Genomic DNA, 25409 nt, shown 5'->3' with positions numbered 1-25409 from the left:
TGGGGGCCAGAGCAGCCTACGTGAAGTGACCGCAGCGATCGAACTGGCAGACAGGGCGCTGGATGCTGATATCAGCCTCAGCTGGGGATTTATGCGCGACTGAGCAGAAAGCGTAAAGTCCAGAAGGCCCGGAGGGAAACAGATTGAATGTCTGGCTGGCTGGTCAGTTATCAGGAGGAGGTGGGAAGCACCTCACACGAATATTGCCCCTCTCAGAGCGGTAGTCTGTCCGCTCAGGCTGCCCGCCGTAGCGGACACCGTCTGTACCAGTGTGGCATTCTGCTGGGTAACACGGTCAAGCTCCGCCACAGCCAGCGTGACCTGTGCGATCCCTTTGCTCTGCTCCCCGGAGGCGAGCGCTATCTGGCCGATCAGTTCGCTGACCCCGCTGACGCCATGCAGTACCTCATCCATGGTAGTGCCTGCATTGTCCGCCGCCTGGCGGCCGGCGCTGACGCGTGCCACGGTATCGGCGATCAGTTCTTCAATCTCTTTTGAGGCGATCGCACTCCGCTGCGCCAGCGAACGCACTTCGGCTGCCACTACGGAAAAACCCCGGCCCTGTTCACCGGCACGGGCAGCCTCGACCGCGGCGTTCAGCGCCAGAATATTGGTCTGGAAGGCAATCCCGCTTATCGTTGTGGTGAACTGACGGATTTTTTCAGACCCCTCTGCTATTCCGCCCATGGCATCAACCACTGCGCGAACCAGATGCTCGCTGCGGCGCGTGGTTTCCGCGGTCTGTACCGCCAGCTCCCTTGCCTCACGGGCGTTAGCGGCGTTGTGGCTGACGGTGGCGGTAATCTCTTCCATGCTGGCCGCAGTCTGCTCCAGTGCGGCAGCCTGGGTGGCGGTCCGGTCGGACAGATCTGCGTTACCGCTGGCAATGTCGCCGGCCTCGCGGTGCAGTATGACCGCGTTGTCGCGGATCGATTTTACCGCATCGAGCAGGCTGTGCTGCATCTCCCTGACCAGCGGTACCATCTGCCCGACGCAGTTGCGGCCGAGATCTTCCGGCTCACGTGTGAGGTCGCCATTCGCGATAGTCTTCAGGTGCGCACGGATTTTAGCAACAGGGCGGACGAGATGTACCACGAGGTAGCGGTCACAGAATGCCAGCAGCGCAGTGGCGGCCAGCAGGGCGGTAAAAAGAATCACCTCAAGACGGTGGCATTCGGCCAGCACTGGCGCATCGTCTGCGGCCAGCTGCTGCGCCAGGGCACTAAGGCGTTCGCGTGCCGCGGCTGGATAACCTGCCGGTGCCGACAGCGTTGCGCGGTAAGCGTCCCATGACGGGGCCGCCGGAACGGCGGTCAGCAGCGCCGTTTTATCCGCTGCGCTGCCGTCCTGCATGACGAGGCCCGCGCGGGTCAGAAAGGTCAGCTGCTGCGTCAGCGTGTCGGGCGGTCGGCATGACGGTACATCTCGCGCAGCGTCAGTGCGCCATAGCCACCGGCAAGCGCCACCACGGCCAGTGAGAGGATCATTATCCACAGCACCACGCGGCGGATGGTCAGATGTCTGAGTAACTGCATAAGGCTTTCCCTGGTGTCAGATTGTTATTAAATAATTATTAGTTTTTTATTTTTGCGCGTAATTAATTACGCGCTGCGTTTATTAAGAAGAATTGTGACAGGAATAATCAGAAAAGAATATGTTTTGACGATAAGAGAAAAGAATCGTGATGCAGTATATAATTTGCTAAAGAAAATAATTGATGACACCGGACCTGATGGTACCTAGAATGCCGGATATATTATAACTTTAATCGCTTCTTCCTGTTGCAGTTATTACCTTTCGTGCCGGCCCGTTATTGTACATTTTTCCTTTCTTATTTCGCACCGGAACCAGGCCGGGGCGGAGGACTCCATGCTGATAAACCTTACCGGCGATGATGATCGCCGCGCCCGGGCGCTGAAGGCGCTGCGCAGCCCCGACGAAAGCCGGGACGACGTGCTGCAAAAATTTGTCCGGCTGGCCAGCCAGGCACTCGGCATTCCCGGAAGTTTTATCTCCGTGCTGGACGATAAGCACCAGTATGTGCAGGCCGCTCACAATTTCGGGCTGAAGCAGTCGTCGCGTGAGGACTCCCTGTGCCGCCATGCGGTGGACAGCGACAGTGAAGTGATTGTACCTGACACCTGGCAGGATACCCGTTTTTCGTCACATCCCCTCATTACCGGCGCGCCCTACATACGTTTCTATGCCGGCGTACCGCTGAAAAATCACGAGGGTATCGTGCTTGGTACGCTGTGCGTCACGGACACGGTGCCGCATCCGTTTGGATCCGGGCAGGTAACCACCCTGAAGCTTCTGGCAGCGCTGGTGATGTCGTTTCTGGAGGCCTGGCACTCCGCCGGGCTTGCCGACCCGGTCACCGGCCTGCCTAACCGCCAGTGCCTTATCCGCGACCTGCAGGTGCTGGTCGCATCGGGTGACAGCGCGTCACGCCGTCTGGTGCTGATTGACTGCATTGACATGCCTCGCGCCTACGAACTCGCCCGCTCGATGGGAATGGGGCCGGTGGAAAGCCTGCTCAGGGACGTTGCCATCCTACTGCCGCTTCGCCTGCGCCCGGCCGCCGGTGAACCGCTCTACACCGTCGCCACCGGACGATTTGCCGTTCTGACGTGCGATGACAGCCACATGAATGCAGAATGGGTCGCGGGTCGTCTGGAGGGGATCCGTGCCGATCTCGGGGACGGCATCGCCGTGGCGCTCAGCACCTATGCCGGCGAAGTTACCTTTGCAACCGGCAGCATAACGGCACAGGAAGCGCTGCGCCGTGCGGTCAGCGCGCTTCATGAGGCCATCGGCCGGGGTATGCCCGCCATGCGCTTCAGCGCGGCAAGCGACGCGCGTCATACTCAGGACTTTACGCTGATGAACAACCTCGCCGCCGCGTTACGGGAAGACAGGGGCCTGTGGCTCGCCTTCCAGCCTAAAATCTGCCTGCACAGCGGCATGCCCGTCGCACTGGAGGCGCTGGTCCGCTGGCACCACCCGGTCCGCGGCGAACTTTCTCCCGCGCTGTTTGTCCCTCTGGCCGAGCAGACTTCGCTGCTCAGCGACCTGACGACCTGGGTCACGGACCGCGTCATCAGCCGTCTGGCGCGTCTGCGCAACAGCTGCATTCAGCTTCCCGTCACGGTGAACGTCAGCAGCCAGGACTTTGCGCGCGAGGACTTTGCCGACGCGCTGGAGCTGAAGATGATAAGGGCAAAGCTTCCCCCTTCGCTGCTGGGCATTGAGTGTCTGGAGACCGAGCGTATTATTGAAAATCCGGCGGCGATGCACGGGCTTGAAATGCTGAAGCTGCGGGGGTTCGGGATTTCGCTGGATGACTTTGGTACCGGCTACAGTAACATCAGCTACCTTCGCCGCATGCCGATTGACGTTATCAAGCTGGACCGCTCGCTCATCCGTGAAATTGCGACTGACACCGCCTCGCGCATCATTGCACGCAGTATCATTACCATGCTGAAGGACCTTGATTATACCGTGCTGGCCGAAGGCGTTGAGGATGCCGAAACGGGCTCCGCGCTCGCGGAGTACGGCTGCGACCAGGTGCAGGGGTATTTCTATTCACGGCCCCTGCCGGAAGGTGAACTCGACGAGTGGCTGAGCTGGAAGCTGCGCGGCCACTGCTGATACCGTCCCCGCACCAGTATCGTCCCTTTGGCGGGTCATGTCTCTGCGAGTGTAAAATGCCCGCCTCAGGTATGCGGATCATCCGGTGTATAACCGGCAACCAGCTGCTGCAGGCTCAGGAGCGTGGCCTGCCGGTTTTTGTCAGTCGCGGCCGCCTGTTCATCTTTGAGTCTGAGGATAATGGCCTGATTACTGACCTGTCTCCCCTCGCTGTACAGGGCACGGATTACCGCTTCAAATTCCTCTGATTCACCTGTGAACCGGTGACCGGAACCCAGCAGGTATGCGCGGATATGTGCAACCGTATTTGTGTCTGCCATGATTTTCATCTTTTCCTGCTCTCTGCGATTCATCCATTTCAGCGGCTGTAAATGGTGTAAGCGATTTATTTGCGGGTGTCACTGACTGTCCCGTCGCCGGCCCGTGCGGGTCAGCATAGCATGGCCTGACCTTGTGACTGACCTGCATGGCAGTGCTCCGGGTACGCTTAACGATGTCCCCTGCTGTCCTCTCGGGCCGGTATGCTGCTGCCGGACCGGGTGACCTCAAAGCGATACTCCCGCGCCAGCGGGAGAGAATATTTCAGCGCTTTTTTATCCTGTTCCGGAAAAAAGCCCGGAGAATGTCTTCCGCATGTGTCATCCCTTCCTGAGATATACTCCGGTCTTACTCCCCGGCACACAGATACTGTCAGTGCAGAAAAATGCTTATTGCCCGGTCCCACGATACAGGCGGAAGGTCTCTGCTCCGGCGATAACCACCACGTTACGTCCTGCACCCTTCGCTTCATAAAGGGCCTCATCCGCCCGCCGAAGCATCGCTTCCCGGTTTCCGCAGTCCGCCAGCGAGGCCACCCCGGCAGACACGGTCAACGCTCCTGCAAAGGGAAACGTCGCGGTGCTGACAACTTCGCGGATGCGCCCGGCTGTCCGGGCTGCATCCTCCACATCGGTCTGCGGCAGCAGGAGTATAAACTCCTCGCCACCAAAACGGCTGACAATGTCTTCTGCACGACACGTCTGCCGCAGCAGACCGGCCAGGTTTATCAGCACCGCATCGCCCGCATCATGACCATGGCAGTCGTTTATTTTTTTAAAGTGGTCAATATCAATCGCGATGACGCACTGTGCCGCGCCATCGCCTGACCGGTCCGCCATGAGGGTAAAGCCGCGGCGGTTCCACAGGCCGGTGAGCGGATCGGTCATGGCTTCGTCGCTGAGCGCAGCCATGCGGCCAGCCACAGCATAATGGTATTCCTGTACGGCCTCCTTCAGGCGGCCGGCCTCATAATACCAGGCCGGTACCGACGCCAGCGACATATCACTGTCCTCATTCCGTACCATATCAGCCAGCTTTTCCAGGGGTAATGCGATACGTCCGGCCATCAGGGCTACGACGGCAGCCGTCAGGATGATAATCCCCAGCAGAAACCACAGGGCGTTTTCTGCGGTGCGCACGAGAATATGCCGGACCGTCTCTGCGGTACCCGCAATAAAGATGTTCCAGTCCGTTTTGTGCAGGCTGGCGTACCCCGTCAGAAACTGCTGCCCGTTTGCTTGTGTGCTGAACCGGCCGCTGTCCGTCGTGGCCAGCTGTTTGACCAGTGCAGAGCCCAGCGTCATTTTTGTGCCCACGAGATCCGGCTCGTGGCTGAAAACAATCAGGCCATCATTGCTGACGATGCTGACCGTAGATCCGCGGGCGTAGAAATGCTGGCTCAGGATATCGCTCAGCATGCTCTGCTTTTTGAGATAAATGGTGCCGCCGATGTAACCCAGATAATCGCCGCCGGTCGTAAACAGCGGCTGGGAGAGGAATACAACATAATTACCGGAGGCCGAAATAAAGGGCGCGGAAATAAACGGCTTCTGAGTGGCGATAGCCTGGCGGCTCGCATCGGAGTGCAGTTTAACACCGACCAGACTCAGGCTTTCCGGGGAGGTCGCGGCGATAACGGCGTCGCGGTTAACAACTACGACCGTGTTGAAAAAGCCGGACTGCAGCCGGAGGCGGTCGGTCTCCTCTCTCAGCGCCGCCGGGTCGGTGAGACCTTTAATCTGTGTGGCGCTCCACGCAAGCTCACGCTGCGCCGTGCCGAGATAGCGATCGGTCGTGTCAGCCAGCTTGCGCGCGTAGGCAATATTGCTTTCCAGAAGGCTGTCCTCAATGTTGCCCTTCTGAAAAATCAGAAGCGCCACGAGCAGCAGGCAGGAGGTCAGGATCACCCCGCCAACGGAAAGCGACAGAAGCAGGGTGCGGAGACGGAGCTTTTTAAGCAGCATGGCGTGAAGGACCTGGTTGAGGTGTCATCTGAGTGTAACTGTTCAGGAGCCGGTTAAAAGAAGATCAGCGCGCCTTTTACGCTATGCATAAGGGCGGCGGTGCCTGGCGATGTGTCAGCTTAGAGTATTTTATCTGCCTGCTCGCAGCCTAATCTGATGAATTTCGATTCTGACGTCATTCTCGTGGATATTAAGTCAGCGGGTATGTTCAGTGAAGGGAGAGTCTTATCACAGCATGAGAGTGCCCTAAGCATCTGCAATGTAAGCAAAGCTGATAAAGCGCAGGTATTTATGCGCAGACTGCCCAATACAGACATCTCCCGGTGTTATCCACAAAAATTGTGGATAATTTATGTACAACTCATTCACGCTCCTGCTGATGGCATCAGACCCGGTGCCGCCCGCATGCGGGACAATGCGCGCGCTTTGCAGCTTACAGCGTCGGTTAATAGCAATATGCCTTCCACGTTACATCATACAGAGGTTCCTGCAACATTCTGAATAGGCTGAAACCCTTTTCCTGGCATACTCACCGGCCATAGCACGGGCCGCCTGTCATCAACTGCCGGTTACTTCATGCGATAGCGGATTCGGTGATTCCACTGCACCTGAAAGGCAGGACAGGCAATGCCTGGTTGAAGGCATACGCGCGGCACCCGTTTCTGGTCCTGTCTGTCAGGGGGAAAGATACACTGCTTTAAGCAAACCGTAACGTGTCTCAGGACCACGATCTCCTGACAGATAAGCAATTGTGCCTTTGCTTTTTCAAGAATACAGAATGATGTGGCAGGTTAATCCTCTTGCTGCACTGATTTCAGGATTGCCGGAATGGATATTCAGATCGTCACTATAGGCAGCGCTGGCATGGGGCCAAAGGTACGGGATATCACTGCCGTGATCGAAAGCATCGCCTTCCAGACCAACATTCTCGCCCTTAACGCGGCGGTGGAGGCTGCACGGGCTGGCGAAGAGGGGCGGGGTTTTGCCGTGGTAGCCGGAGAAGTGAGAACGCTTGCCCAGCGCAGCGCTACTGCCGCACGTGATATCAAGCAGCTGATCGAGCAGGCCGTGGAGCAGGTGGAAAGTGGCGTGGCGGTCGCAGCAGGTACGGGTCACAGCATCCTTAAAATCGTCGGTATGGTGGGTGAACTGGCGGAGGCCATGGATAACATTTCTCTGGCTTCATCCGAGCAGATGCAGGGTATTTCTCAGGTCAGTATTGCGGTCAGTCAGATGGATGGCGTCACGCAGAAGGGGTCAGTTTGGATATCGAAAATTATTGTACTATAAGGGCTTCCCCGGCATGTCAAAGCCGGTATTTATGGTTTCTGTCTGCTCTTCAGTAAAAATAAAGGGGAGAGACTGCGGTACTATAAACGGCCATGATGAATCGTCATCGATTCGGGCCCTGATGAAAGACGCGCGTGAGGTTCTTGTTCGTTAAGCGGATACGTATATCCTGTACAATAGCCAGATAGGCCTCACGGGGTCTAACCCTTTATCATCAACGAATTGCAGGTCAGATGGTTATACTGCTTCGAGCTTTAGTTGGCTGAGTACAGCCGGAAATCATCACCGTAATGTAGTGATGCCCAACATAGCCGCGCGTTTTTGGCGGCGATGGCCACAACAGCCCGCCAGTACCCTCTGCGCTCAACCAACATACAAACCCAACGGCTGAATGAGTCAGTCCTTTTCCCTGCGCCAATAAGCACTGAACGAGCCCCCTGAACCAGAAGCGTTCGCAGATACGAATCACCGGCTTTTGTGATCCTGCCGAGTTTCGACTTTCCGCTGCTGCTGTATTGTGATGGCGTCAGCCCCAGCCAGGCTGCCAGTTGACGTCCATTTTTAAAATCATGTGCATTACCGATACTGGCCACCAGTGCACAGGCCGTTGTGGGACCAACGCCCTTTAGCTCCATCAGCCGCTGACTGCGATGATCTGTTTTGGCTATGCGGGATAAAATTCGGTCATATTCAGTGATGTTAGCTTCAATGCGATCAACGTGTACCATCAAATCATCAACACATTGCTGAACCTCAAACCCCGTATCTGACGATTGGTAGAGAAGTGACTAAGGCCACCTAAGCCAGCATCAGAATGTGATTGCTATTTTTAATATTAATTTAGGTTTTTTTTGCGTGTTATCGATGCGCAAAAGACATCTTATCTGGCTGCCACTATCTCAATATGGAAAAATGACGGTTCGAATTCTAGGTCAAAGGAGGGATGTTATGTCGGGTTTTCATAACTGGCTACTTGAGATCGCTGGCGGCAATTACTTCCTCTACATCAAACGTCTTTCCGCCAACGACACCGGCGCAACGGGAGGTCATCAGGTTGGGCTTTATATCCCTTCAGCTATCGTTGAAAAGCTGTTTCCGACAATCAATCACACCGGTGTGCTAAATCCTTCGGTCCTTCTGACCGCGCATGTCTCCTCACACGACTGCCCGGACAGCCAGGCCCGGGCGATTTATTATAACAACCGCCATTTCGGTAAAACCCGGAATGAAAAAAGGATCACGCGCTGGGGAAGAGGCAGTCCACTTCAGGACCCTGAAAACACAGGCGCCCTGACGATTCTTGCCTTCAGACTTGATGAACAGAGACGTGATAGCCCGGCTGTAGACATCTGGGTGTGTGCCAACACCGATGAAGAGGACGTCATTGAGGCGGCCATCGGCGAGATTGTTCCTGGCACCCTTATCGCCGGGCCCGCCGGGCAGATTCTGGGCGGCCTGTCTCTTCAGCAGGTACCCGTGAATCATAAATACGTGATCCCCGAAGAGTGGCATCAGCGCTTTCCCTCCGGTAATGAAATTATCCGGTATGCCGCAGGCCATTACGTGAAAAACTCCCATGACCCGGATGAGCAGCTTATTGACCGCCGGCGCATCGAGTACGACATCTTTCTCCTGGTCGAGGAACTGCATGTTCTGGACATCATCCGGAAAGGATTTGGCTCAGTTGATGAATTCATTGCGCTGGCCAATTCTGTCAGTAACCGCCGAAAATCAAGAGCCGGGAAGTCACTGGAACTGCATCTGGAACATCTTTTCACTGAGCACGGCCTGCGACATTTCGCCACACAGGCCGTCACAGAAGGGAATAAAAAACCCGACTTCCTGTTTCCTTCGGCTCAGGCTTATCACGACGCAGAGTTTCCCAGCGAAAACCTGCGCATGCTGGCGGTTAAAACCACCTGTAAAGACCGCTGGCGCCAGATACTGAATGAAGCCAACAGAATCCCCCGGATGCACCTGTTTACGCTGCAGGAAGGTGTTTCACAGGCGCAGTACAGGGAAATGCAGGAGGAAGGGGTCAGACTGGTCGTGCCTTCGTCGCTACACAAAAAATATCCGGAAGCGGTGAGAGCAGAATTAATGACGCTGGGAGCGTTTATTGCTGAGCTGACAGGACTTTATGCAGAATTGCCATAGATAACTGCCGGCAGACAATGCCGGCAGGTTTACTCAGACTTTTTCCGCTTTATTACCGGCAGAAACGGCTTTCAGGATGTAGGGTTCCAGCAGCTTAGCTACAGCTTCGAACACGGGCACCACAACGGAGTTACCAAACTGCCGGTATGACTGTGTGTCAGAAACAGGAATACGGAAAGGTTTGCCAGCGGGCTTCTCAAAGCCCATGAGGCGTGCGCACTCACGCGGGGTCAGGCGGCGCGGCCGGTGGGCCTGATTTTTTTCGTCCGCAAATTCTGCTTCTCCGGTAACCATATCCCAGCCACGGTCTATCAGTATTTCAGATCCGTCTTTGTGATAGCGGGCAGAGAGCGTGCGGGCAACGCTGTCTTTATTTTCAGGGTTAACAAGGCCAAAACCAAAACCGTTACCCTTAGCCGCATGCTTTTTAGCGTAGTTGTAGAGATACTCCCAGAGCTTCGGCGTCAGTATATATTTGCTGTCCACAACAGGCTCCAGCAGTTCGCCAAATGACGGCCGTAGTTCGGGATATAACCGGCTGACGTCGCGCAGGGAAAAGCCTTTGTGAATGTTAAGATCGCGGCGGAAACCAACCAGAACGATACGTTCACGGTGCTGAGGCAGGAAGTGCTTTCCGTCGATGACCTTAGGGTCACTTTTGCCGATATCGGAAGCATCCGAGACTTCATAGCCCAGCTCGTCAAGCGTCTCCATGATGACTTTAAAGGTTTTTCCCTTATCATGGCTTTTCAGGTTTTTAACGTTTTCCAGCACGAAAATGGCCGGTTTTTTGGCCCGGATAATACGCGCCACGTCAAAGAACAGCGTGCCCTGCGCCTCGCATTCAAAACCATGCGCACGACCCAGCGAATTCTTTTTGCTCACGCCCGCGAGGCTGAACGGCTGGCAGGGGAAACCTGCCAGAAGGACATCATGATCCGGCACATGCGCATTAATATGAGCATAGGCATCGGTCTCTGACACTTCAGTATTGTCACTAAGGGTGACTTCCCGGATATCAAGATTGAACGTATGTGCCTGCTCGTCATTGAACCAGTTGGCTTTATACGTGCGAACAGCCTCTTTATTCCATTCACTGGTAAAAACGCACTGGCCCCCGATGGCTTCAAAGCCTTTTCGTATTCCGCCAATACCGGCGAAAAGGTCAATGAACCGGAATGCATAATTCGGGTGATGAGGTGGCGGCTCAGGCAGCATTTTACGAAGAAGCGCTTCTTCAGCAGATGTCAGTGATTTAGGCTGACACTTACCATTGATCCATCGGTTAAGCGTTTCGCGGCTCCACTCGTTTTTGCCGACTTTTCTGAGCAACTCGGCTACATACTTCTGATCATAAATTTCCAGTACCTGCTCGATCAGCTTTTTATCATTCTCCTGCCTCAGTTCTTCTTCCACGGATGCTTTCTCAAGAAGATCCTGCGCCAGTAATTCAAATTCGGACATAATGCCTCCATGGGGTCTTATGGGTGAAAATGTATCACTCATTTGACCCAGAGGGAATTTTTTTATCTGGATATTTAAACAGTATCAATTATCAGCGCGAGACTGCTTCCGGTGCGCTTTACAATAGGGGATTGACGCTCAGCGGAACGGTTTTGCACCGTCAGGGACACTTTGTCATATAAATCAATACATTGAGATGGAAAAGAAAAACACACTCAAAATGGTGTATTTTTAATCGCTAAATAGTATTTAACGGACACCGTTTTCCGTTAATCGATATTTCTCGCCTAACATGAGCGTTCATTCCACTGAGCGTCAGACCCCTTAACAAATTCTGACGCCTTCATGCCGCTGACGCGGCATTCACTGGACAGGCTGCACACTGCTCACCCGTCCGGCTACGTCTGAGAGGTAAGTGCTATGCAGGTTACTGAACAGCAGTACGGGGAACTGGAGAAGGTTTATACCATGATCGGCGCAGTGGTCCTCGCGCTGGCCGGCGACGGTCTTGAAACCACACGGCTGCGCATTGCCGCATTCATTCGTGAAGAACTGGCGAAAACGGATGAATGGTCGCCAGGTATGAAAACGGTCATGCTGAACGCGATCGATACGCTTGAAACCTATCCTGACCAGGAAATAGTGGAGTTACACCGCGACGGCGATGGCGGGGTTCTCTGAGAGACGCTGATGTCATAAAATACCGGTTATCAGGATCACCCTATGCTGTGGTCAGGCATCATGGAATATCTTATGGATAAAGAAAATCTGAACGTCAGTCATCTTGCCTGGTGCGGGCTGATTGCGCTGCATACCGCCCGTCTCGACGGGCTCGCTACCTCGCCCGCACAGGACAACCTCTTTCTGACCCGCTGGCTGGCTACTGCCGAGAAGCAGCGTCGTTTTGGCCGGGAGCTGGCCAGCGACATAAGCTGGCTGCTGAAAGAGGGGCGCCAGAAAGGCCTGCGTGCTGACCTGCCCGGCAAGCTCGATTACCTGTGGTCCGCCAGCAACGGCAACCTGAAGGCGCAGAACGATTTGTTCCGGCTGCAACACGTTCTGCACGCGGTGAAGATGACCGGCTGGATTTACATGGTGCTGGCAGAAGGCGAATGGAGTGGCCGACGGAAATTGCGTCTCAGCCCGTCCGTATCAGGCATCTACCTTAACCGTAACGCGCTGGACACCGGCTTTGATGAACTGGGTCAGCAGCGTATTCCCCTGCCTGCGCGCATTACCGGTGACCTCGCGGGGCTCGATGTGCTGCTGCAGCGATCGGGCTGGCGCCGCGAAGCCGCCGACGCTCAGGACGCGCAGCTGCATACCCTCCTGGCCGAAGGGTTTATTACAGCGTAAGGCCGAGTCTGCGATGAGGAACTATTGCAAGATACAGTGGTTGCCGTAACTTTAAGCTTCAGGAACGATGCTATCGCCGGGCATGACTGACGTTATGCAAATCGTTATTCATAAGCTGGAAATTCTTCCGGATGTGGAAAGCGCGGAGCCGCTCTGAAAACCCGTGCCGGTATTACACCGGTTATCAATGGCCCTTAAATCGACTGCCTGAGCTTTTCTGTTTGATGCTTTACCTGATGATTAGCGGAGCAGATTCACCGGTTTACAACCGGCAGCAGTCCCGGTTATAAATTTAGTGGATGATGTGCCGGTTCTGAAAAGGAGGAACCTGTGGAAGAAGAACAGGGACTGAGGATAGCGCTTTCGCCGGTGCAGCTGGCTGCTGTACTCTCTGATCGCAGCGTCAGTGAAGGTGAATCAGCCAGTAACCGTATATCCGGCGGGCTGGGGCTGGCGGGTGGCGTGGTGGAAATGTTCGGTGCAGGCGCCCTGTGCGTGGTGCCAGAGCCCACCATGCTGACCAAAGCCGGCTGCGTCTTTGTCGGAACGCACGGACTTGATACCATTCAGGCCAGTCTCCGGCAGGTCTGGACCGGCAGGCAGGTCAATACCGATACCTTTAATTCCGCCGTGGCGCTCGCTGAATCACTCGGCGCTGACCGCCAGACCGCCATGAAGGTGGGTCTGACGGTAGACATTGCCATTCCGATGGCGTTTGCGCTGGCGGCCGGTGCAGAGCGGGTCATTGCGGTACGCCGCGGCCGTTTCAGAATTGCTGAGCATGAGTCGCTTTCAGGACGCGCGCCCGGTGGCCACACCATTGAACGGCACATCGGAAAGTCGCCGCATGAGTTACGCGAAAGGCTTGTCAGAGAGCCCAGGCTTGAAGAATCCAGCAGCTTTAAATCACTGAGTGATGCTGAGTCAGTTATCAGCCGGGTGCTGGCTGATAATAAAAATCAGATAATGATGTGGGTGAAGAACGTTCCGCCTGGCATGCGGGCCCGCATGCGCCTGAGCCGGCGGTTTGCGCACCCCACGGGGATTATGGTACGCAAAGGAAATCAGGAGACCGTTACCTGTTATGCCGTCCGCGTGGTGATTGATTTCAGGTCGTTTAACGGAAAACCTTATTTTGTTCTGACTGCGTTTCCGGAGGTATAGTGTACCGTATCAGCATCAGCGAACTGGATAATTTTATCGGCGTATATTTCGGTCAGGATTACGTTATGGCCGAATCCGGACATGAGATAGAACCTAAAATTCAGGCCTACATTCATGATATGCCTGATGCAAATCTTCATGCCCTGCTGGCAGACATTGAACTGTTTCTGGACGGGTGCGACGATACCGAGCTGGATTTCCGGACGCATTACAAAGGGGAATTTGTGCCGGCGAACTGGGACACCACGGCGCAGGCGTTTCTGGCGCGGGTACAGGCGCGGGTGTCTGCCGCGCTTAAAAACCGTGAACGCTGACATCTGGCCGTCGATCCCCGCGAAGCAGTCAGCGTTGCCAGGTCCCTGTTCCTCCGGGTTCCCTTTTTACAGGCTACAGTGAATGCCCGGAGTGGCTCAGAATAACGGACATGCAGCGGACGAGCCGCCAGTGAACAGCCAGATACAAACCATTGTATTTTACCCTGCACAGGCATTGTGTACGTGCGATCCGCACTTTTACGAGCAACGATTTCATTCATCAGGGACCTGCCAGGAATAACGCCATGAACAGACATGAAGTGACGTCTGCGCTTTTCAGCAGCGCGGGATACGATGCGACTACCGGCGTGCTTGAACTGGAGTACCGTAACGGCGCGTGCCGGCAAAGGTGTATCAGGCCTTCTGTGCGGCCGCAGACAGCGACACTTTTTTCAGGACCAGCATCGAGGGGCGCTACCTCTCTGTGCGGGGCAGCCTCAGCCTGCGGCGCGACGTCTGAGGCCATCATCTGCGCGTACGCATCATAGTTCTCCAGCGCCTGCTGGCGACAGTATCGGACGGGGGGCCCTGCGCTCAGCCCGTACCCGGTAGCCACAGCGGCGCTGCCGGGCTGAATCCGTCAGCGTGGCTTGTACCCATGACCAGAACGCGCGTCCAGCATGCGGGGTCACACTGTAGCCGGCCTTTTTCATGATTTTACGGGCAATGCTCTCACTCCATTTACAGATGAGTGAAAGTGCCCCGTTAAAATCACCGCGTGATGTGAGCATGTTTATTTCGTGAAATTCGTTCATGGTTTCCCCTTCCCTGTGTGAATTATATTATCGGCAGGGATTAATAATGACTTAATCCGTATTTGTTATATTTTGTTTCGACAGTAACAGGGTGTTATTTAATTAATGAAACGCGCGGCGTGATAGAATATTTACTCATTTTCCCGGCAGGCGACCATCTATGAATAAATATAAAGCCAGAGTAATCGCGTTATGCGCGATTGTATTTATACCCTGTTCGTTCGCTACGGTGACGGCAGGATTCTCTCCCGGCGGCACGGCGCTGAACCTGATACTGCAGTTCGCCGGCAGCGCGCGCCAGAGCGTGGACGTGGCGGCCTATGACTTCACCAGCCAGCCCGTGGCGCAGGCGCTGGCTGCTTCCGTGGCGCGGGGCGTGACGGTACGGCTGGTTGCCGATGAAAAGAAAAGCCGGGACCGGTGGTCACTCGTCAGCGCGCTGGCCTGCGCGGGTGTGCAGGTGCGCGTCAAAGGCATGTACAGCATCATGCACAATAAATTTATTGTCACTGACGGAAGCGCGGTTGAAGCCGGGTCACTTAACTACACGTCATCGGCCGATAAAAGAAATGCTGAAAACGCACTGGTTATTACAGGCGAGCCGGAAACCGCGCGACAGTACCAGACGGAATTTAACCGTCTGTGGAATGAATCTTCGCCTGTAACGTGCTCTGAAACAGAAACTAATTAAGTCTTTATCGTAATCTTATTTCTTCTACCAGACACTAGTATGAATTCTGAGTATGCGCGGATGTAACTGATATGGCGTAATTGTGGCATCGACGTATACTGACATCATGAGTAATGAATTCATCCTTCATCACAGACATTACGGAAATACAGGTTTATTTCGAAAAGCTGAAAACTGGTCAGAAAGGAATATTTGAATGGCTTTCCAGAGTCCGGCCCATAACTACACAGAAGCACGCCTGAGTCTGGGTGACCTCGCTCATCTTTCACCTTATTCAACCTATCTGATGCGCAGCGACAGCAGCTTTCCTGATGCCGGCATCGTGAAAGAGTCTGTGCTGGCCATCGATCGTGCACTGGTACCGGCGCATGGCCAGCTCATCGTGGCCGAGTTCGACGGGGAGCTGACGCTGCGGCGCCTGCTGCTCGATCCTGTTCCCGCCCTGCAGGCGCCGGATTCAGATGAAACCATTACCCTGCTGGATGTGAGTCAGGGACTTCCCGTATGGGGTGTGGTTGCATACGCACTCACCGATGTGGCCGGGCTGGGATTCAACGGACCGGTGAGAGAGTAATCATGTTTGCGCTGGCCGATGCCAATAATTTTTATGCATCCTGTGAAACTGTATTCAGGCCGGATTTGCGCGGTAAGCCCATTGTTGTCGTGTCGAACAATGATGACTGTGTAATCGCACGATCGGTGGAGGCTAAACGCTTAGGGATTAAAATGGCGGCTCCGCTGTTTCAGAACGAGCGTTTTTTCAGGCAAAACGGCGTTCAGGTGTTCAGCTCTAATTACGAGCTTTATGGCGACCTGTCTGCACGCATGATGGACATCCTGGGCGAGATGGCTGCGGGACAGGAAGTCTATTCCATTGATGAATCTTTCCTGGATGTCACCGGAATTGGCAGCCTCATCCCGCTTGAAACGTTCGGACAGCAGATGCGCGAGCGCATACGGCGGGAGACAGGACTGATTATCGGTGTGGGGTTCGGGCCGACCAAAACGCTGGCCAAACTGGCCAACCATGCGGCCAAAAAGTGGACCCAGACACGGGGCGTCGTGGACCTGTCTGACCGGAGCCGTCAGCGCAGACTCCTGCATCTGACCGATGTCAGTGATATCTGGGGCATCGGCCGGCGCATCAGGCTGCGGCTTAATCAGCTGGGAATCACTACGGCTCTGCAGCTGGCGGACAGCAACGTCAGCATGATACGAAAGAGTATCGATGTCATCACGGAGCGTACAGTAAGGGAACTGAACGGCGAGTCCTGCCTGGCGCTTGAGGATGCACCGCCGCCGAAGCAGCAGATAGTGAACTCACGTTCTTTCGGGCAGCGTGTCACACAGCTGGAAGAGATGCAGCAGGCTGTGGTCCTTTACGCCACGCGCGCCGCTGAAAAGCCCAGGGAGCAGAATTCGCGCTGCCGCCATATCAGCGTGTCCATCGCCACCGGCCGGCACGGCGATGAGCCGCAGTATTCAAACACTACCTCCCGCATCTGTGACTATCCAACCAGTGATACGCGGGACATTATAGCGTCGGCGCTTCGTGGCCTGGGCACGATCTGGCGGGATGGATACAGATACGCCAAAGCCGGCGTAATGCTGGGAGATTTTTACCAGTCCGGTGTGGCGCAATTTGACATGTTCAGCGAACAACAGCCGCGGGCAAACGCTGATGCGCTGATGGCGGCGCTGGACACCATTAACCGTTCAGGCAAAGGAAAGGTGTGGTTTGCGGGTCAGGGAGAACGTGACAGTGCCTGGCAGATGAAGCGTGAAATGCTCTCGCCGCGTTATACGACTAGATTAAAGGATATTCCAAAGATAAAGTAGCAATCTTACTTCTTTTTTAATGTCAGATAGCAGGTTGCCGTTCCATAGTATTATTTCCCTGTCCAGGCTGTAACAACCTCTTCAGCACTCTTAATGTAAAAGTCAAGCAGGAACTCGGCGATATCATTTCTCGAACAATCAATCAGGCTGAATTCAGTAAGGCTCTGATCATTCAGTATGACATTCGCTTCACCTGCCATATAAGCACGCCCTGGAATTGTAAGACTTTTCTTTATAAAGTACAAAATCTGACTGACAGGTATACGAACCCGGTCCATTTTACTTGTCACTGAGTTATATTTGTAGGCCGTAATGAACGGAGTACCGATGTCCTGTGCGTCATCTCGGGCGCCGCAGACTTCAGCTATTTTTTTCGCTAAATCAATAAAGGGATTTATGTTGAAGTCACTACCGCTGCCGTAATTCTTTGCCTTTTCGCTGAGGTAAAAAGCTATATCAAGCGGGTCTTTAAAGCTAACTGATGACAATTTTTCAATTGTTTTCCTGATAATGTCTTCTTCTGGAAGATCATACTGATCGATAACTTCATTTACCCAGTTAAGAGTGATTTCATCAATGGATAAATTTTTCTTTCGGACCAACATTTAATTTCTCCTCTTCATATTGTGTTCAGAATGTACGTTATCAGTAATGTAAGCAAGACGAGCCATTCTTTGCATATTGCAGAATCAATCATTAAATCATGATTTCATTCTAAGATCGCTGCGTTGATAGCTCCAGTCGATAAGGCTGTCAGGGCGCTGTAAATCAAAGAGTATGCGGGTTTCGAATCCGTTACCTACAAAGGACACATTGCCCTCAACAAGTGAGGCAATGCCCTTCGACCCTACGTGAAGCGTATTCTGGGTATGAGCATATTTATCCGGATATTCCTCCAGAGTAAACAGACAGCGATGCCTGGCATTTGCCCTTTCAAAAAACTTCTTATGGTCAAAACACATTACGATAAGCAGCTTTCCGGCCATGATGTCCATAAGCAAATCTGTCGGAAGGTTTATGCTCAAAAAAGGGCGTGACAGCGTATCAAAAAAACTTTCATTTATATTTGTTACCCGGCCTTTAAATTCGGTACCGTCTATCCAGATATTGAATCCCACAAAGCCCATTTGCGTTTCAGCATAAACGCCCACGTATACGCACTCATCGATAACATCGATGGCCCATTCTTTACCGCCTTTAATTTCTTCAGCCAGGTTAATAATATGTTCACTAAAAAATTCCGGCTGATAGTCACGGTCTTCAATTATGACGCGTGATTGCATCAGGTTGTCATATCCTTCCCCCGTATGTATAGCTTCCAGCGCGTTTCCGGCCCGAATCATCTGGTTTTTAATACGGTTGAACTGCCGGGCATCGTTAACTGGTTTATCGTTAAGGAAATTCTCTTCAAAGTGAGGACAGCCGGAGGTATAACCAAATTCCGCAGCCTGATATAGCTCGATATTCTTTATTCCGCTCTTGACCTCGACCAGCTGAAAGCCGTCCTGGAGCGAAATCATGACCAGGTCTCCTACGTGCACAAAGGTACTCATATCGCTGACAACCGCGAGCCGGTGTGGGTCGCTGTTGAGATCGTCCGCGGCAATTAGGGAATCAATAATGTTCTCTTTTGAGAGGTTGTCCAGATCGGCTTTGATGGGCAGCCGGCGCACGGATGAGGCCTCATTGCCGAGCATTCCCCAGATGAGGGCATCTGCCGTGCGGCGCAGCACACGAATCTCCAGCTTTTTCAGTTCAATAGAGGCGATGCATTCGTCCTTCTGCGTTTTCTGACGATTGCGATGATGTTCCTTTTTTTTCACCTCCAGCTCATTAATCTCGTCAAGCCTCACCACGACTGAAAGTGCGATATGTTTGTGTGCGGTCTTCCAGCGTGAGACACAGGCTTCATATCCTGCTGTCATATCCCCTTCCTGGCCCAGACGGGCCAGTTCAGTTTCCTCGCCACGGATGAGAAGCGTGATTTTCTGCATATGTGAAATGAACTCAGGTGAAAACAGGGTCCAGAACTTCAGAAAAGGCCTGAATTTTCTGTCCATTTCTCTGTCACGTCCGGTGTTTTTCATCTACACCTCACGCCATTCAGGCCGGTTTAACGGCGGTTGCAACCGGATGCCGCCCCGCAGTTTTGTTTTCAGGTTCAAACGTGACGCGGTCACCCACGGCGTAAGCACCCAGTCTGCCCGCAAAATTTCTCGCCTGCGCAATAAATTTCGTCCCGTCCTTTTCACTGAGTAACATGGCAAAACCTTTACCGGCATCCAGCGAGATAATCCCGCCTGTGTGCCGGGTTTCCAGCAGCGTGCTGGCCAGCCAGTCATCCTCTGACGTCTGCGGTATGTCCGGCAGCCCTGACGGCAGCTTTTTATTTTTCCACAGCGCATGGGGATTACACAGCTCGTTCATCTTCTGCGTGTTCTCAATGATGCTGAGCAGCTTCAGGTTTGAAGGGTTTATCCAGCGGATGACGTCCAGACACTTGTGATAGTCCCGCACGACCTTATTGATAGCCTGCTCCACGCAGTATGTCTTGTCTGAGCGCCAGAGCGGTTCGTGGTGAGACAGGCGGTTTCTCAGGGTGTTGATGTCACGCAGGTCAGCTCCGATCCGGTTGACGGAAAGCGGCGTGCCCTGCTTTTTATCGAGTGCGTTCGGGAAGACTTCCGGTATGAGGTGCGGCCAGAGGTGAAGATAGCTGGCATAGCCGTCGCTGTAGTCGCGGTTAACCATTGAGACCCAGAAGCCAAACGTCAGCTTGGCGATGAGGTTTTCAGTGGTCGGCGGCTTGCCGTCCTTTCTCAGCTGCGCTTTGGCACCTTCAACAGCGCGCCAGGAGTCCCGGTTGTTCTGCTGAGTCATGACGGTCACAAACCACTTATCGTCGATGCGGCTTTTCAGCGCGGGCCAGTCGGCCGCAGGCGCACTCTGCTCGATGAGTGTCTCTTCGTGCCGCCTCTTTGCAGCGCAGATGGCGTTTCTCAGGGACACCTCTATGATCTGCAGCGTGGGAAGGAACGCGCCGGCGAGCTGTTTGTTCCAGAGGTAGATGCCGAGGCACTCCTCCTCGCTGGCTCCGTTAAAGACCGAGGACTTGTAGGTGGCAAACCTGTGCTGGGAAATTGAATCCAGTATGGCGGCAATGGTCATAATCACTCCTTGTTATGCTGCTACTATACTGCGGCCTGAAGCGGATGCCACAGACATTACGCTTGACGTAAGCGTCAGTTTGTACGAAAATCTCTCCCCAGAGACGGGATCTCTGACTGTGTGAGCGATCCCGGCCAATGCCGGGACGCGAAAATTTCGAAAAAGGCTTCCTCGCGGAGGCCTTTTTTGATCCTGTCATTCTCAGAACTCTTTCCCCTTCTTTTTATTCGCATCATGCCGTCCGACGGCTGCGCTTGGCCGATTTTTTACGATTGGGCATTTCCGTTATAAAGCCAAAAATTTATTTGTGAAATTTCCTGATGCTGAACCCATGACTAAAAATGCACTCAGGTTTTACTGGGGAACGCTGTATAACTCGAATAATGATATTGAATGGCTTAATCCTGCTGAATGCAGGGATGTTGGAATACCTTTAGGCGGCCTGCGTGATGCCATTCTCGAAAAATTCAGTATTTCAGATTCTGAAAGTCTTGAAGGGGCTGCAATCATTTTTGATGGTCGTTGCCACTGGAATAAAGATAAAACGAAAAGAATAATAAATATATATGACAGTGAGCGTATATTCATTTCTTTAGCTGATTAACTATGGCAGGCATTGCGTAAATTTATAGCAATCGCTTTGTTTAATATGACTGGCTGCCTTCTTTACGGTTAAAATATGCCAGAATGATGCATGTATAAACAGGAACAGAGAGGAGAAGGACACGCAGTGACGCTGACAGAAAAATCGGGCCACCTGGCATGGTGCGCCCTGGTGGCGCTTGAGCTGGCCCGCCAGGACGGCGCTGTATGTTCTGCCGCTCAGGAAAATCTCTTTCTGACCCGCTGGCTGGCGACTGCCCTGAAGCAGCGCCGCTTTCCCCGTGAGGTAACGCCCGACATCGAATGGCTGCTGAAACAGGGGCGCCAGTATGGCGTGGGCGCAAAGCTTGCCGGCAAGCTGGACTACCTCTGGCGCTCCTGCACCGGTGCGCTGTCTGAACAGAACGACCTGTTCCGGCTGACGTATGCGTTGGAAACCGCGAAGGACATGCACTGGGCATACCGGCTGCTCAGCGACCGGGAGTGGGCAGGACGCCATGCCGCTGCCCTGAACCCTGACGTCAACGGCATTTACGTGTCCCGGACCAGCCTGGACGCGGCGTTTGACGACAACGGCTGGCAGGTCAGCCCGCTGATGGCGCGCCTGACCGGGCGCGTGAAGGGGCTGGAAACGCTGTTTAACCGCTGTGGATGGCAGATGACCAGTGAAGGGCCGTCCGGCCTTTATGCACTGACGGCAGAAAAGCATCAGTTAACAGAAGCATAGATAAAATCAGTACAGCAGCTGCTCTCTTCAGCTGACCGGAATAACGGCGTTTACTGACTACAGTGGATGTCTGACGCAAGGGAGTGAAGAATGGAACGTGAAGCAATACTGCAGGTGCTCAGGGCGAACCCGGACAACTGCATCCGGGCCTTTCACCGCGGGCACCCGGGCTGCTCCGGGTACATGGAGGGGAAGCTGCTGATAAGGCGCTACACAACAGTTCTAATGAGCGGGCAGCAACCGCTTTGACATGATAAAAGTACTGTGAGGAGGCCGCGAGTCTATTCCTGCTCATTAAATGGCCGGAGCGCGCTTGCTACATCTGACCGGTGATTTGAGGATAAAAATCCTTTTGATGTCTGTCTGGTTATCCGAAGCGTGCGAATGTGAGAGTGCAAGAAGGGTTGTTCCATTGAAAACGGCATGCCTGCTTTAGCCCGTCTTGTCAGATTCATTCCTATGAGTATCAGCCTCCTCAGCAATGTACTTTGCTGAATGACGCTTAAGCCCGGCCAGATTTCATCACCAGATGGTCATAGCCTTTGCGGCGATAATTCAGCACCGAGATGCCCCAGAAAATTACAAAAATCCCCACAGCCACGTAGCCCACACTGCCCATATTGTCGTTAAGCTGACCAATCTGCGTCCACAGCCCGCCGTGCATATCCAGCTTATCCGCTATCAGCCCGAGCGCTTCCAGGCCGCCGATAAACAGGGCGATGACCACACTGGTGGCGGTAATCATGATGTTGTAATAGAGCTTACGCACCGGTTTATCAAATGCCCAGCCGTACGCGCCGACCATAACAAAATTATCCAGCGAATCGACCAGCGCCATGCCGCAGGCAAACAGGACCGGGAACACCAGAATGCTCCACACTGACATACCAGAAGAAGCACCCGCTGCAGACAGGCCCAGCAGGCTGATTTCGGTGGCGGTATCAAAACCCAGCCCGAACAAAAAGCCGACCAGATACATCTGCCAGCTTCTGTTGACCAGATTAAATGCGAAATGAAAAAGCCTGCTCATTACGCCACCGTGTACCACGAGCAGCGCATCCTGCGACGCATCGGTGTTGCCCTGTTTGACCTGCTGGAAACGGCGGTAAACATCGCGCAGGATCAGCGCATTCAGTAGCGCCATCAGCAGCAGAAACAGGGCCGAAATCAGCGTGCCGATTGACCGGCCATAATCATGCAATCCGCCAATTTTATCGCCAAAAACCAGCGAGGTAGCGGCAATCGCCACACAGGCCAGTACTACGATGGTCGAGTGCCCGAGTGAGAAAAAAGCGCCGACGGCAACCGGACGTTGTCCCTGCTGCATTAATTTGCGTGTCACGTTATCAATAGCAGCAATGTGATCGGCGTCGACAGCGTGGCGCAGACCATAGCCATAAGCCAGCAGTGAGGCCGCGATCAGCGCTGCGCTGTGATGGAAGACTATCAGCGCCCAGCCCCAGGCCGCTAAATTAGCTGCGATCAATCCGCATAACAGCCAGCCGGCACGGCGGTGAGTGTGAAAAAAATCACGGTTTATCATGATAATCCTTATGCGTTAATGAAAAGCCAGGATGCTGAAGGCGGGCACAGGCGATAACCGCCTGGCCGAGCGCCAGCCCGCCATCGCCAGCCGGCACCTGTTGGGGCATCAGGACCTGAAAAGGGGCTAAATAGTGAGGCAGAAGCTGTCGCAGTAGCCGGTTGTGCAGTACGCCACCGCCCAGCGCGACGGTGGTGACGCCGTGGATTCGCGCCTGATGACGGGCGAGGCCGGCAAAGCCCTGCGCCAGCGCGTCATGAAAGGCAAACGCCCGCTCGGCGGGTGCGGCCTGCCAGTTAAGCCATTGCCGCCAGAACGTCGCGAGATCTAACAGGATTTGCTTACCGGTGTGGAGCAAAGGCAGGGTGACCGGATGCAACGCACCCTGCGCGCTGCGCGCCAGCGTCTCCAGACGACAGGCGGCTTCGCCTTCCCAGCTCAGACTTGCGGGTGCGCAATGAAGGGCCGCGGCGACGGCATCAAATAAGCGCCCGCAGGACGAGGCCCGTAGCGCATTGATTCCGGCGCTAATCGCCTTTGAAAGTGGCAACCACGGATGTGATAACACGGTGTCCGCTTCAGAGCGTTTCTGCCAGTCCGGCACAAACGCCTGCCAGTGCGCCAGTAAGTTACGCCAGGGTTGCCGTGCGGCACAGTCACCGCCCGGCAAGGCGACGGCAGGGAGCCCGCCTGCATGCTCACAGTGCAGGTAATCCACCAGCAAACACTCCCCGCCCCATAACGCCCCATCCTCACCATAGCCGAGTCCATCCAGTGCCAGTCCGACCACTCTCCCGCCGTCCAGCGGCCAGCTATGTTCTGCCAGACAGGCGGCGAGATGCGCATGATGGTGAAACACCGCCATCCTGTTGATTGTCGGGCGTTGCGCCTGACAGTAGCTGACGGCGTCAGGATGCGCATCACAGACCGTTATCTCCGGTGTACAGTCATAGAGCTGCTGAAAATGTGCAATGGCCTGTTGCTGCTGGCTGGCAATATCGCTGCGGGTGAGGGAGCCAAAGTGCGGACTGAGAATAGCCTGATTGCCGCGAAGCAGGCAGAAGGTGTTTTTGCGTTCACCGCCCAGCGCCAGCAGGGGGTACGGACTGTCAAATCCGGCGGGCAGAGTGAGTGCATCAGGCACGTAACCGCGCGACCGGCGCAGCATTTCGCTGCCATGCTCTGTCACCCGCAGCAGTGAATCATCAGCGCGCTGCACAATGTCGCGATTATGCAACAGCCAGAGGTCGGCGATATCCTTAAGTTGATCACGCCCCGTCTCATTGGTCAGTGCGGGCGCACAGCCGTTTGCATTGCCGGAGGTCATTACCAGTGGGGTCTGACAGGACTGCATCAGTAAATGGTGCAGCGGAGTAAACGGCAGCATCAGCCCGATTTCATCCATCTCCGGTGCAACCGCCGCACACAGTGGTGACCGCGGATTTTTCGCAGTCAGAACAATAGGTGCGGCTGGCGATTGCAGCCTCTCGCGCAGCCTGCCTTGCGCGTGGATATCGCTGCACTGCGCCAGCCAACTGATGTCCGGTAGCATCACAGCCAGCGGCTTAGTCGGACGCTGTTTGCGTTGACGCAGACGCAGCACTGCCGCCTGCTGTGTGGCATCACAGGCCAGATGGAAGCCGCCCAGCCCCTTAATGGCAACGATTTTTCCTGCCTGTATCGCCATCGCCGCCTGTGCCACTGCTGCCTCGTCCTGCGCCAGAACGTCGCCATGGTGTAATGTCGCGCTGACGCAAGGGCCGCAGTGCGGACAGGCGATCGGCTGGGCGTGAAAGCGCCGGTCGGCCGGGTTGTAATACTCCCGCTCGCAGGCCGGGCATAGCCTGAATTGCGCCATGCTGGTCAGCGCGCGGTCGTAAGGCATTGCACGGATCAGCGTAAAACGCGGCCCGCAGTGGGTACAATTGGTAAAGGCATAGTTAAACCGACGGTCGGTTGGTCGGGCCATATCCTGCAGGCAGGCCGGGCAGGTTGCCGCATCAGGAACCACCTGGGTATTCATCCGGCTGTGACGGCTATCAGTGATAGTGAAATTTTGCGGCGCCGTCTGCCAGACGAAATCATCGACACTCAGGCTGTCAATATGCGCCAGCGGCGGGCAGTCGCGGCGTAACTGTTCTGTCAGCGCGTCAAGGCTGACAGGTTTAAGTAGCCTGATTTCTACACCTGCGCTGTCGTTACTGACCTCACCACGCAGCTGCAGCTGGTGTGCCAGCTGCCAGATAAATGGCCGGAAACCGACCCCCTGGACTTTGCCGCAAATGCGGATACGTATGCCGGAAACAGACATGACTCTCTCATTTCCTTACGATTCGGGCGGCAACCCGGCAGCCACTGTGACCCCGACCCCCTGATGATTATCAGCTCTTCGGGATCGCGTTGTG

The 25409-nt window shown here is 54.6% G+C and carries 19 protein-coding genes and 3 pseudogenes; 12 read left to right on the top strand and 10 right to left on the bottom strand.

Features of this window, described 5'->3' with window-relative positions; translation table 11 throughout:
* Positions 1–192 precede the first annotated feature (192 nt).
* Positions 193–1535 (bottom strand): annotated as a pseudogene (locus tag J2125_RS24495) (methyl-accepting chemotaxis protein).
* A 334-nt stretch (positions 1536–1869) separates the two neighbouring features.
* Here J2125_RS24495 and J2125_RS24490 point away from each other — a divergent pair.
* Positions 1870–3651 carry a sensor domain-containing diguanylate cyclase gene (locus J2125_RS24490; protein WP_017802602.1) on the top strand — a complete coding sequence of 594 codons (1782 nt, stop codon included), beginning with the start codon at positions 1870–1872 and terminating at the stop codon, positions 3649–3651.
* Between the two features lie 65 nt (positions 3652–3716).
* Here J2125_RS24490 and J2125_RS24485 read toward each other — a convergent pair whose 3' ends face one another.
* Entirely contained in the window at positions 3717–3980 is a 264-nt protein-coding gene (locus J2125_RS24485) for a biofilm development regulator YmgB/AriR family protein (protein WP_017802603.1), read from the bottom strand.
* Between the two features lie 378 nt (positions 3981–4358).
* Positions 4359–5933 carry a sensor domain-containing diguanylate cyclase gene (locus J2125_RS24480; RefSeq protein ID WP_017802604.1) on the bottom strand — a complete coding sequence of 525 codons (1575 nt, stop codon included), beginning with the start codon at positions 5931–5933 and terminating at the stop codon, positions 4359–4361.
* 873 nt (positions 5934–6806) lie between these two features.
* On the opposite strand from J2125_RS24480, the pseudogene J2125_RS24475 reads away from it, so the two are divergent.
* Positions 6807–7208: pseudogene (locus J2125_RS24475) on the top strand (methyl-accepting chemotaxis protein); the annotation flags it as partial.
* A gap of 269 nt (positions 7209–7477) precedes the next feature.
* Here the strand turns inward: J2125_RS24475 and J2125_RS24470 are convergent.
* Positions 7478–7978 (bottom strand): annotated as a pseudogene (locus tag J2125_RS24470) (IS110 family RNA-guided transposase); the annotation flags it as partial.
* A 193-nt stretch (positions 7979–8171) separates the two neighbouring features.
* On the opposite strand from J2125_RS24470, the gene J2125_RS24465 reads away from it, so the two are divergent.
* The gene (locus J2125_RS24465; RefSeq protein ID WP_209499569.1) at positions 8172–9380 is read left to right on the top strand and encodes a type II restriction endonuclease; all 1209 of its coding nucleotides are present in this window, start codon (positions 8172–8174) and stop codon (positions 9378–9380) included.
* Between the two features lie 33 nt (positions 9381–9413).
* Here J2125_RS24465 and J2125_RS24460 read toward each other — a convergent pair whose 3' ends face one another.
* On the bottom strand, positions 9414–10844 hold the full coding sequence (locus J2125_RS24460) for a DNA cytosine methyltransferase (protein WP_017802609.1): 1431 nt from the start codon (positions 10842–10844) through the stop codon (positions 9414–9416).
* A gap of 420 nt (positions 10845–11264) precedes the next feature.
* Between J2125_RS24460 and J2125_RS24455 the strand changes: the two genes are divergently transcribed.
* The 7 genes from J2125_RS24455 (at position 11265) to umuC (ending at position 16963) form a co-directional block, all read left to right on the top strand.
* Positions 11265–11525: a DUF2767 family protein gene (locus tag J2125_RS24455; protein ID WP_209499568.1), complete on the top strand. Its 261-nt coding sequence runs from the start codon at positions 11265–11267 to the stop codon at positions 11523–11525.
* A 72-nt stretch (positions 11526–11597) separates the two neighbouring features.
* Entirely contained in the window at positions 11598–12200 is a 603-nt protein-coding gene (locus J2125_RS24450) for a DUF2913 family protein (RefSeq protein WP_244987371.1), read from the top strand.
* Between the two features lie 330 nt (positions 12201–12530).
* Positions 12531–13364: an RNase A-like domain-containing protein gene (locus J2125_RS24445; protein ID WP_017802613.1), complete on the top strand. Its 834-nt coding sequence runs from the start codon at positions 12531–12533 to the stop codon at positions 13362–13364.
* The gene (locus tag J2125_RS24440) at positions 13364–13678 is read left to right on the top strand and encodes a contact-dependent growth inhibition system immunity protein (RefSeq protein WP_017802614.1); all 315 of its coding nucleotides are present in this window, start codon (positions 13364–13366) and stop codon (positions 13676–13678) included. The genes J2125_RS24445 and J2125_RS24440 overlap by 1 nt, the downstream gene beginning before the upstream one ends.
* Positions 13679–14593: 915 nt before the next feature.
* On the top strand, positions 14594–15124 hold the full coding sequence (locus J2125_RS24430) for a phospholipase D family nuclease (RefSeq protein ID WP_017802616.1): 531 nt from the start codon (positions 14594–14596) through the stop codon (positions 15122–15124).
* 196 nt (positions 15125–15320) lie between these two features.
* On the top strand, positions 15321–15698 hold the full coding sequence (locus J2125_RS24425; RefSeq protein WP_017802617.1) for a peptidase: 378 nt from the start codon (positions 15321–15323) through the stop codon (positions 15696–15698).
* 2 nt (positions 15699–15700) lie between these two features.
* Positions 15701–16963 (top strand): translesion error-prone DNA polymerase V subunit UmuC, encoded by a 1263-nt coding sequence (gene umuC / locus J2125_RS24420; RefSeq protein ID WP_017802618.1) that lies wholly within the window; start codon positions 15701–15703, stop codon positions 16961–16963.
* A gap of 50 nt (positions 16964–17013) precedes the next feature.
* Here the strand turns inward: umuC and J2125_RS24415 are convergent, their stop codons facing one another.
* From J2125_RS24415 to J2125_RS24405, 3 genes are all read right to left on the bottom strand, one after another.
* Positions 17014–17568 carry a hypothetical protein gene (locus J2125_RS24415; protein WP_017802619.1) on the bottom strand — a complete coding sequence of 185 codons (555 nt, stop codon included), beginning with the start codon at positions 17566–17568 and terminating at the stop codon, positions 17014–17016.
* A gap of 96 nt (positions 17569–17664) precedes the next feature.
* Positions 17665–19050: a hypothetical protein gene (locus tag J2125_RS24410; RefSeq protein WP_017802620.1), complete on the bottom strand. Its 1386-nt coding sequence runs from the start codon at positions 19048–19050 to the stop codon at positions 17665–17667.
* 16 nt (positions 19051–19066) lie between these two features.
* Positions 19067–20131 carry an Abi family protein gene (locus tag J2125_RS24405; protein ID WP_017802621.1) on the bottom strand — a complete coding sequence of 355 codons (1065 nt, stop codon included), beginning with the start codon at positions 20129–20131 and terminating at the stop codon, positions 19067–19069.
* Positions 20132–20438: 307 nt separating this feature from the next.
* Here J2125_RS24405 and J2125_RS24400 point away from each other — a divergent pair, with 307 nt between their 5' ends.
* Both J2125_RS24400 and J2125_RS24395 read left to right on the top strand, forming a co-directional pair.
* Complete coding sequence (locus tag J2125_RS24400) at positions 20439–20735, top strand: hypothetical protein (protein ID WP_152601426.1); 297 nt, start codon at positions 20439–20441, stop codon at positions 20733–20735.
* A gap of 126 nt (positions 20736–20861) precedes the next feature.
* Positions 20862–21461, top strand: coding sequence for a DUF2913 family protein (locus J2125_RS24395; protein WP_017802622.1), 600 nt, complete (start codon positions 20862–20864; stop codon positions 21459–21461).
* 502 nt (positions 21462–21963) lie between these two features.
* Here J2125_RS24395 and J2125_RS24390 read toward each other — a convergent pair.
* The gene (locus J2125_RS24390; RefSeq protein ID WP_209499566.1) at positions 21964–23004 is read right to left on the bottom strand and encodes a HoxN/HupN/NixA family nickel/cobalt transporter; all 1041 of its coding nucleotides are present in this window, start codon (positions 23002–23004) and stop codon (positions 21964–21966) included.
* Complete coding sequence (gene hypF / locus J2125_RS24385; RefSeq protein WP_017802625.1) at positions 22991–25315, bottom strand: carbamoyltransferase HypF; 2325 nt, start codon at positions 25313–25315, stop codon at positions 22991–22993. The genes J2125_RS24390 and hypF overlap by 14 nt, the downstream gene beginning before the upstream one ends.
* Positions 25316–25409 lie beyond the last annotated feature (94 nt).

It is taken from the genome of Winslowiella toletana (genome assembly GCF_017875465.1).
In the GTDB taxonomy this organism is placed as follows: Bacteria; Pseudomonadota; Gammaproteobacteria; order Enterobacterales; family Enterobacteriaceae; genus Erwinia; species Erwinia toletana.
The sequence above is the reverse complement of the archived record's forward strand: the minus strand, read 5'-3'. Positions and strand labels throughout refer to the sequence as shown.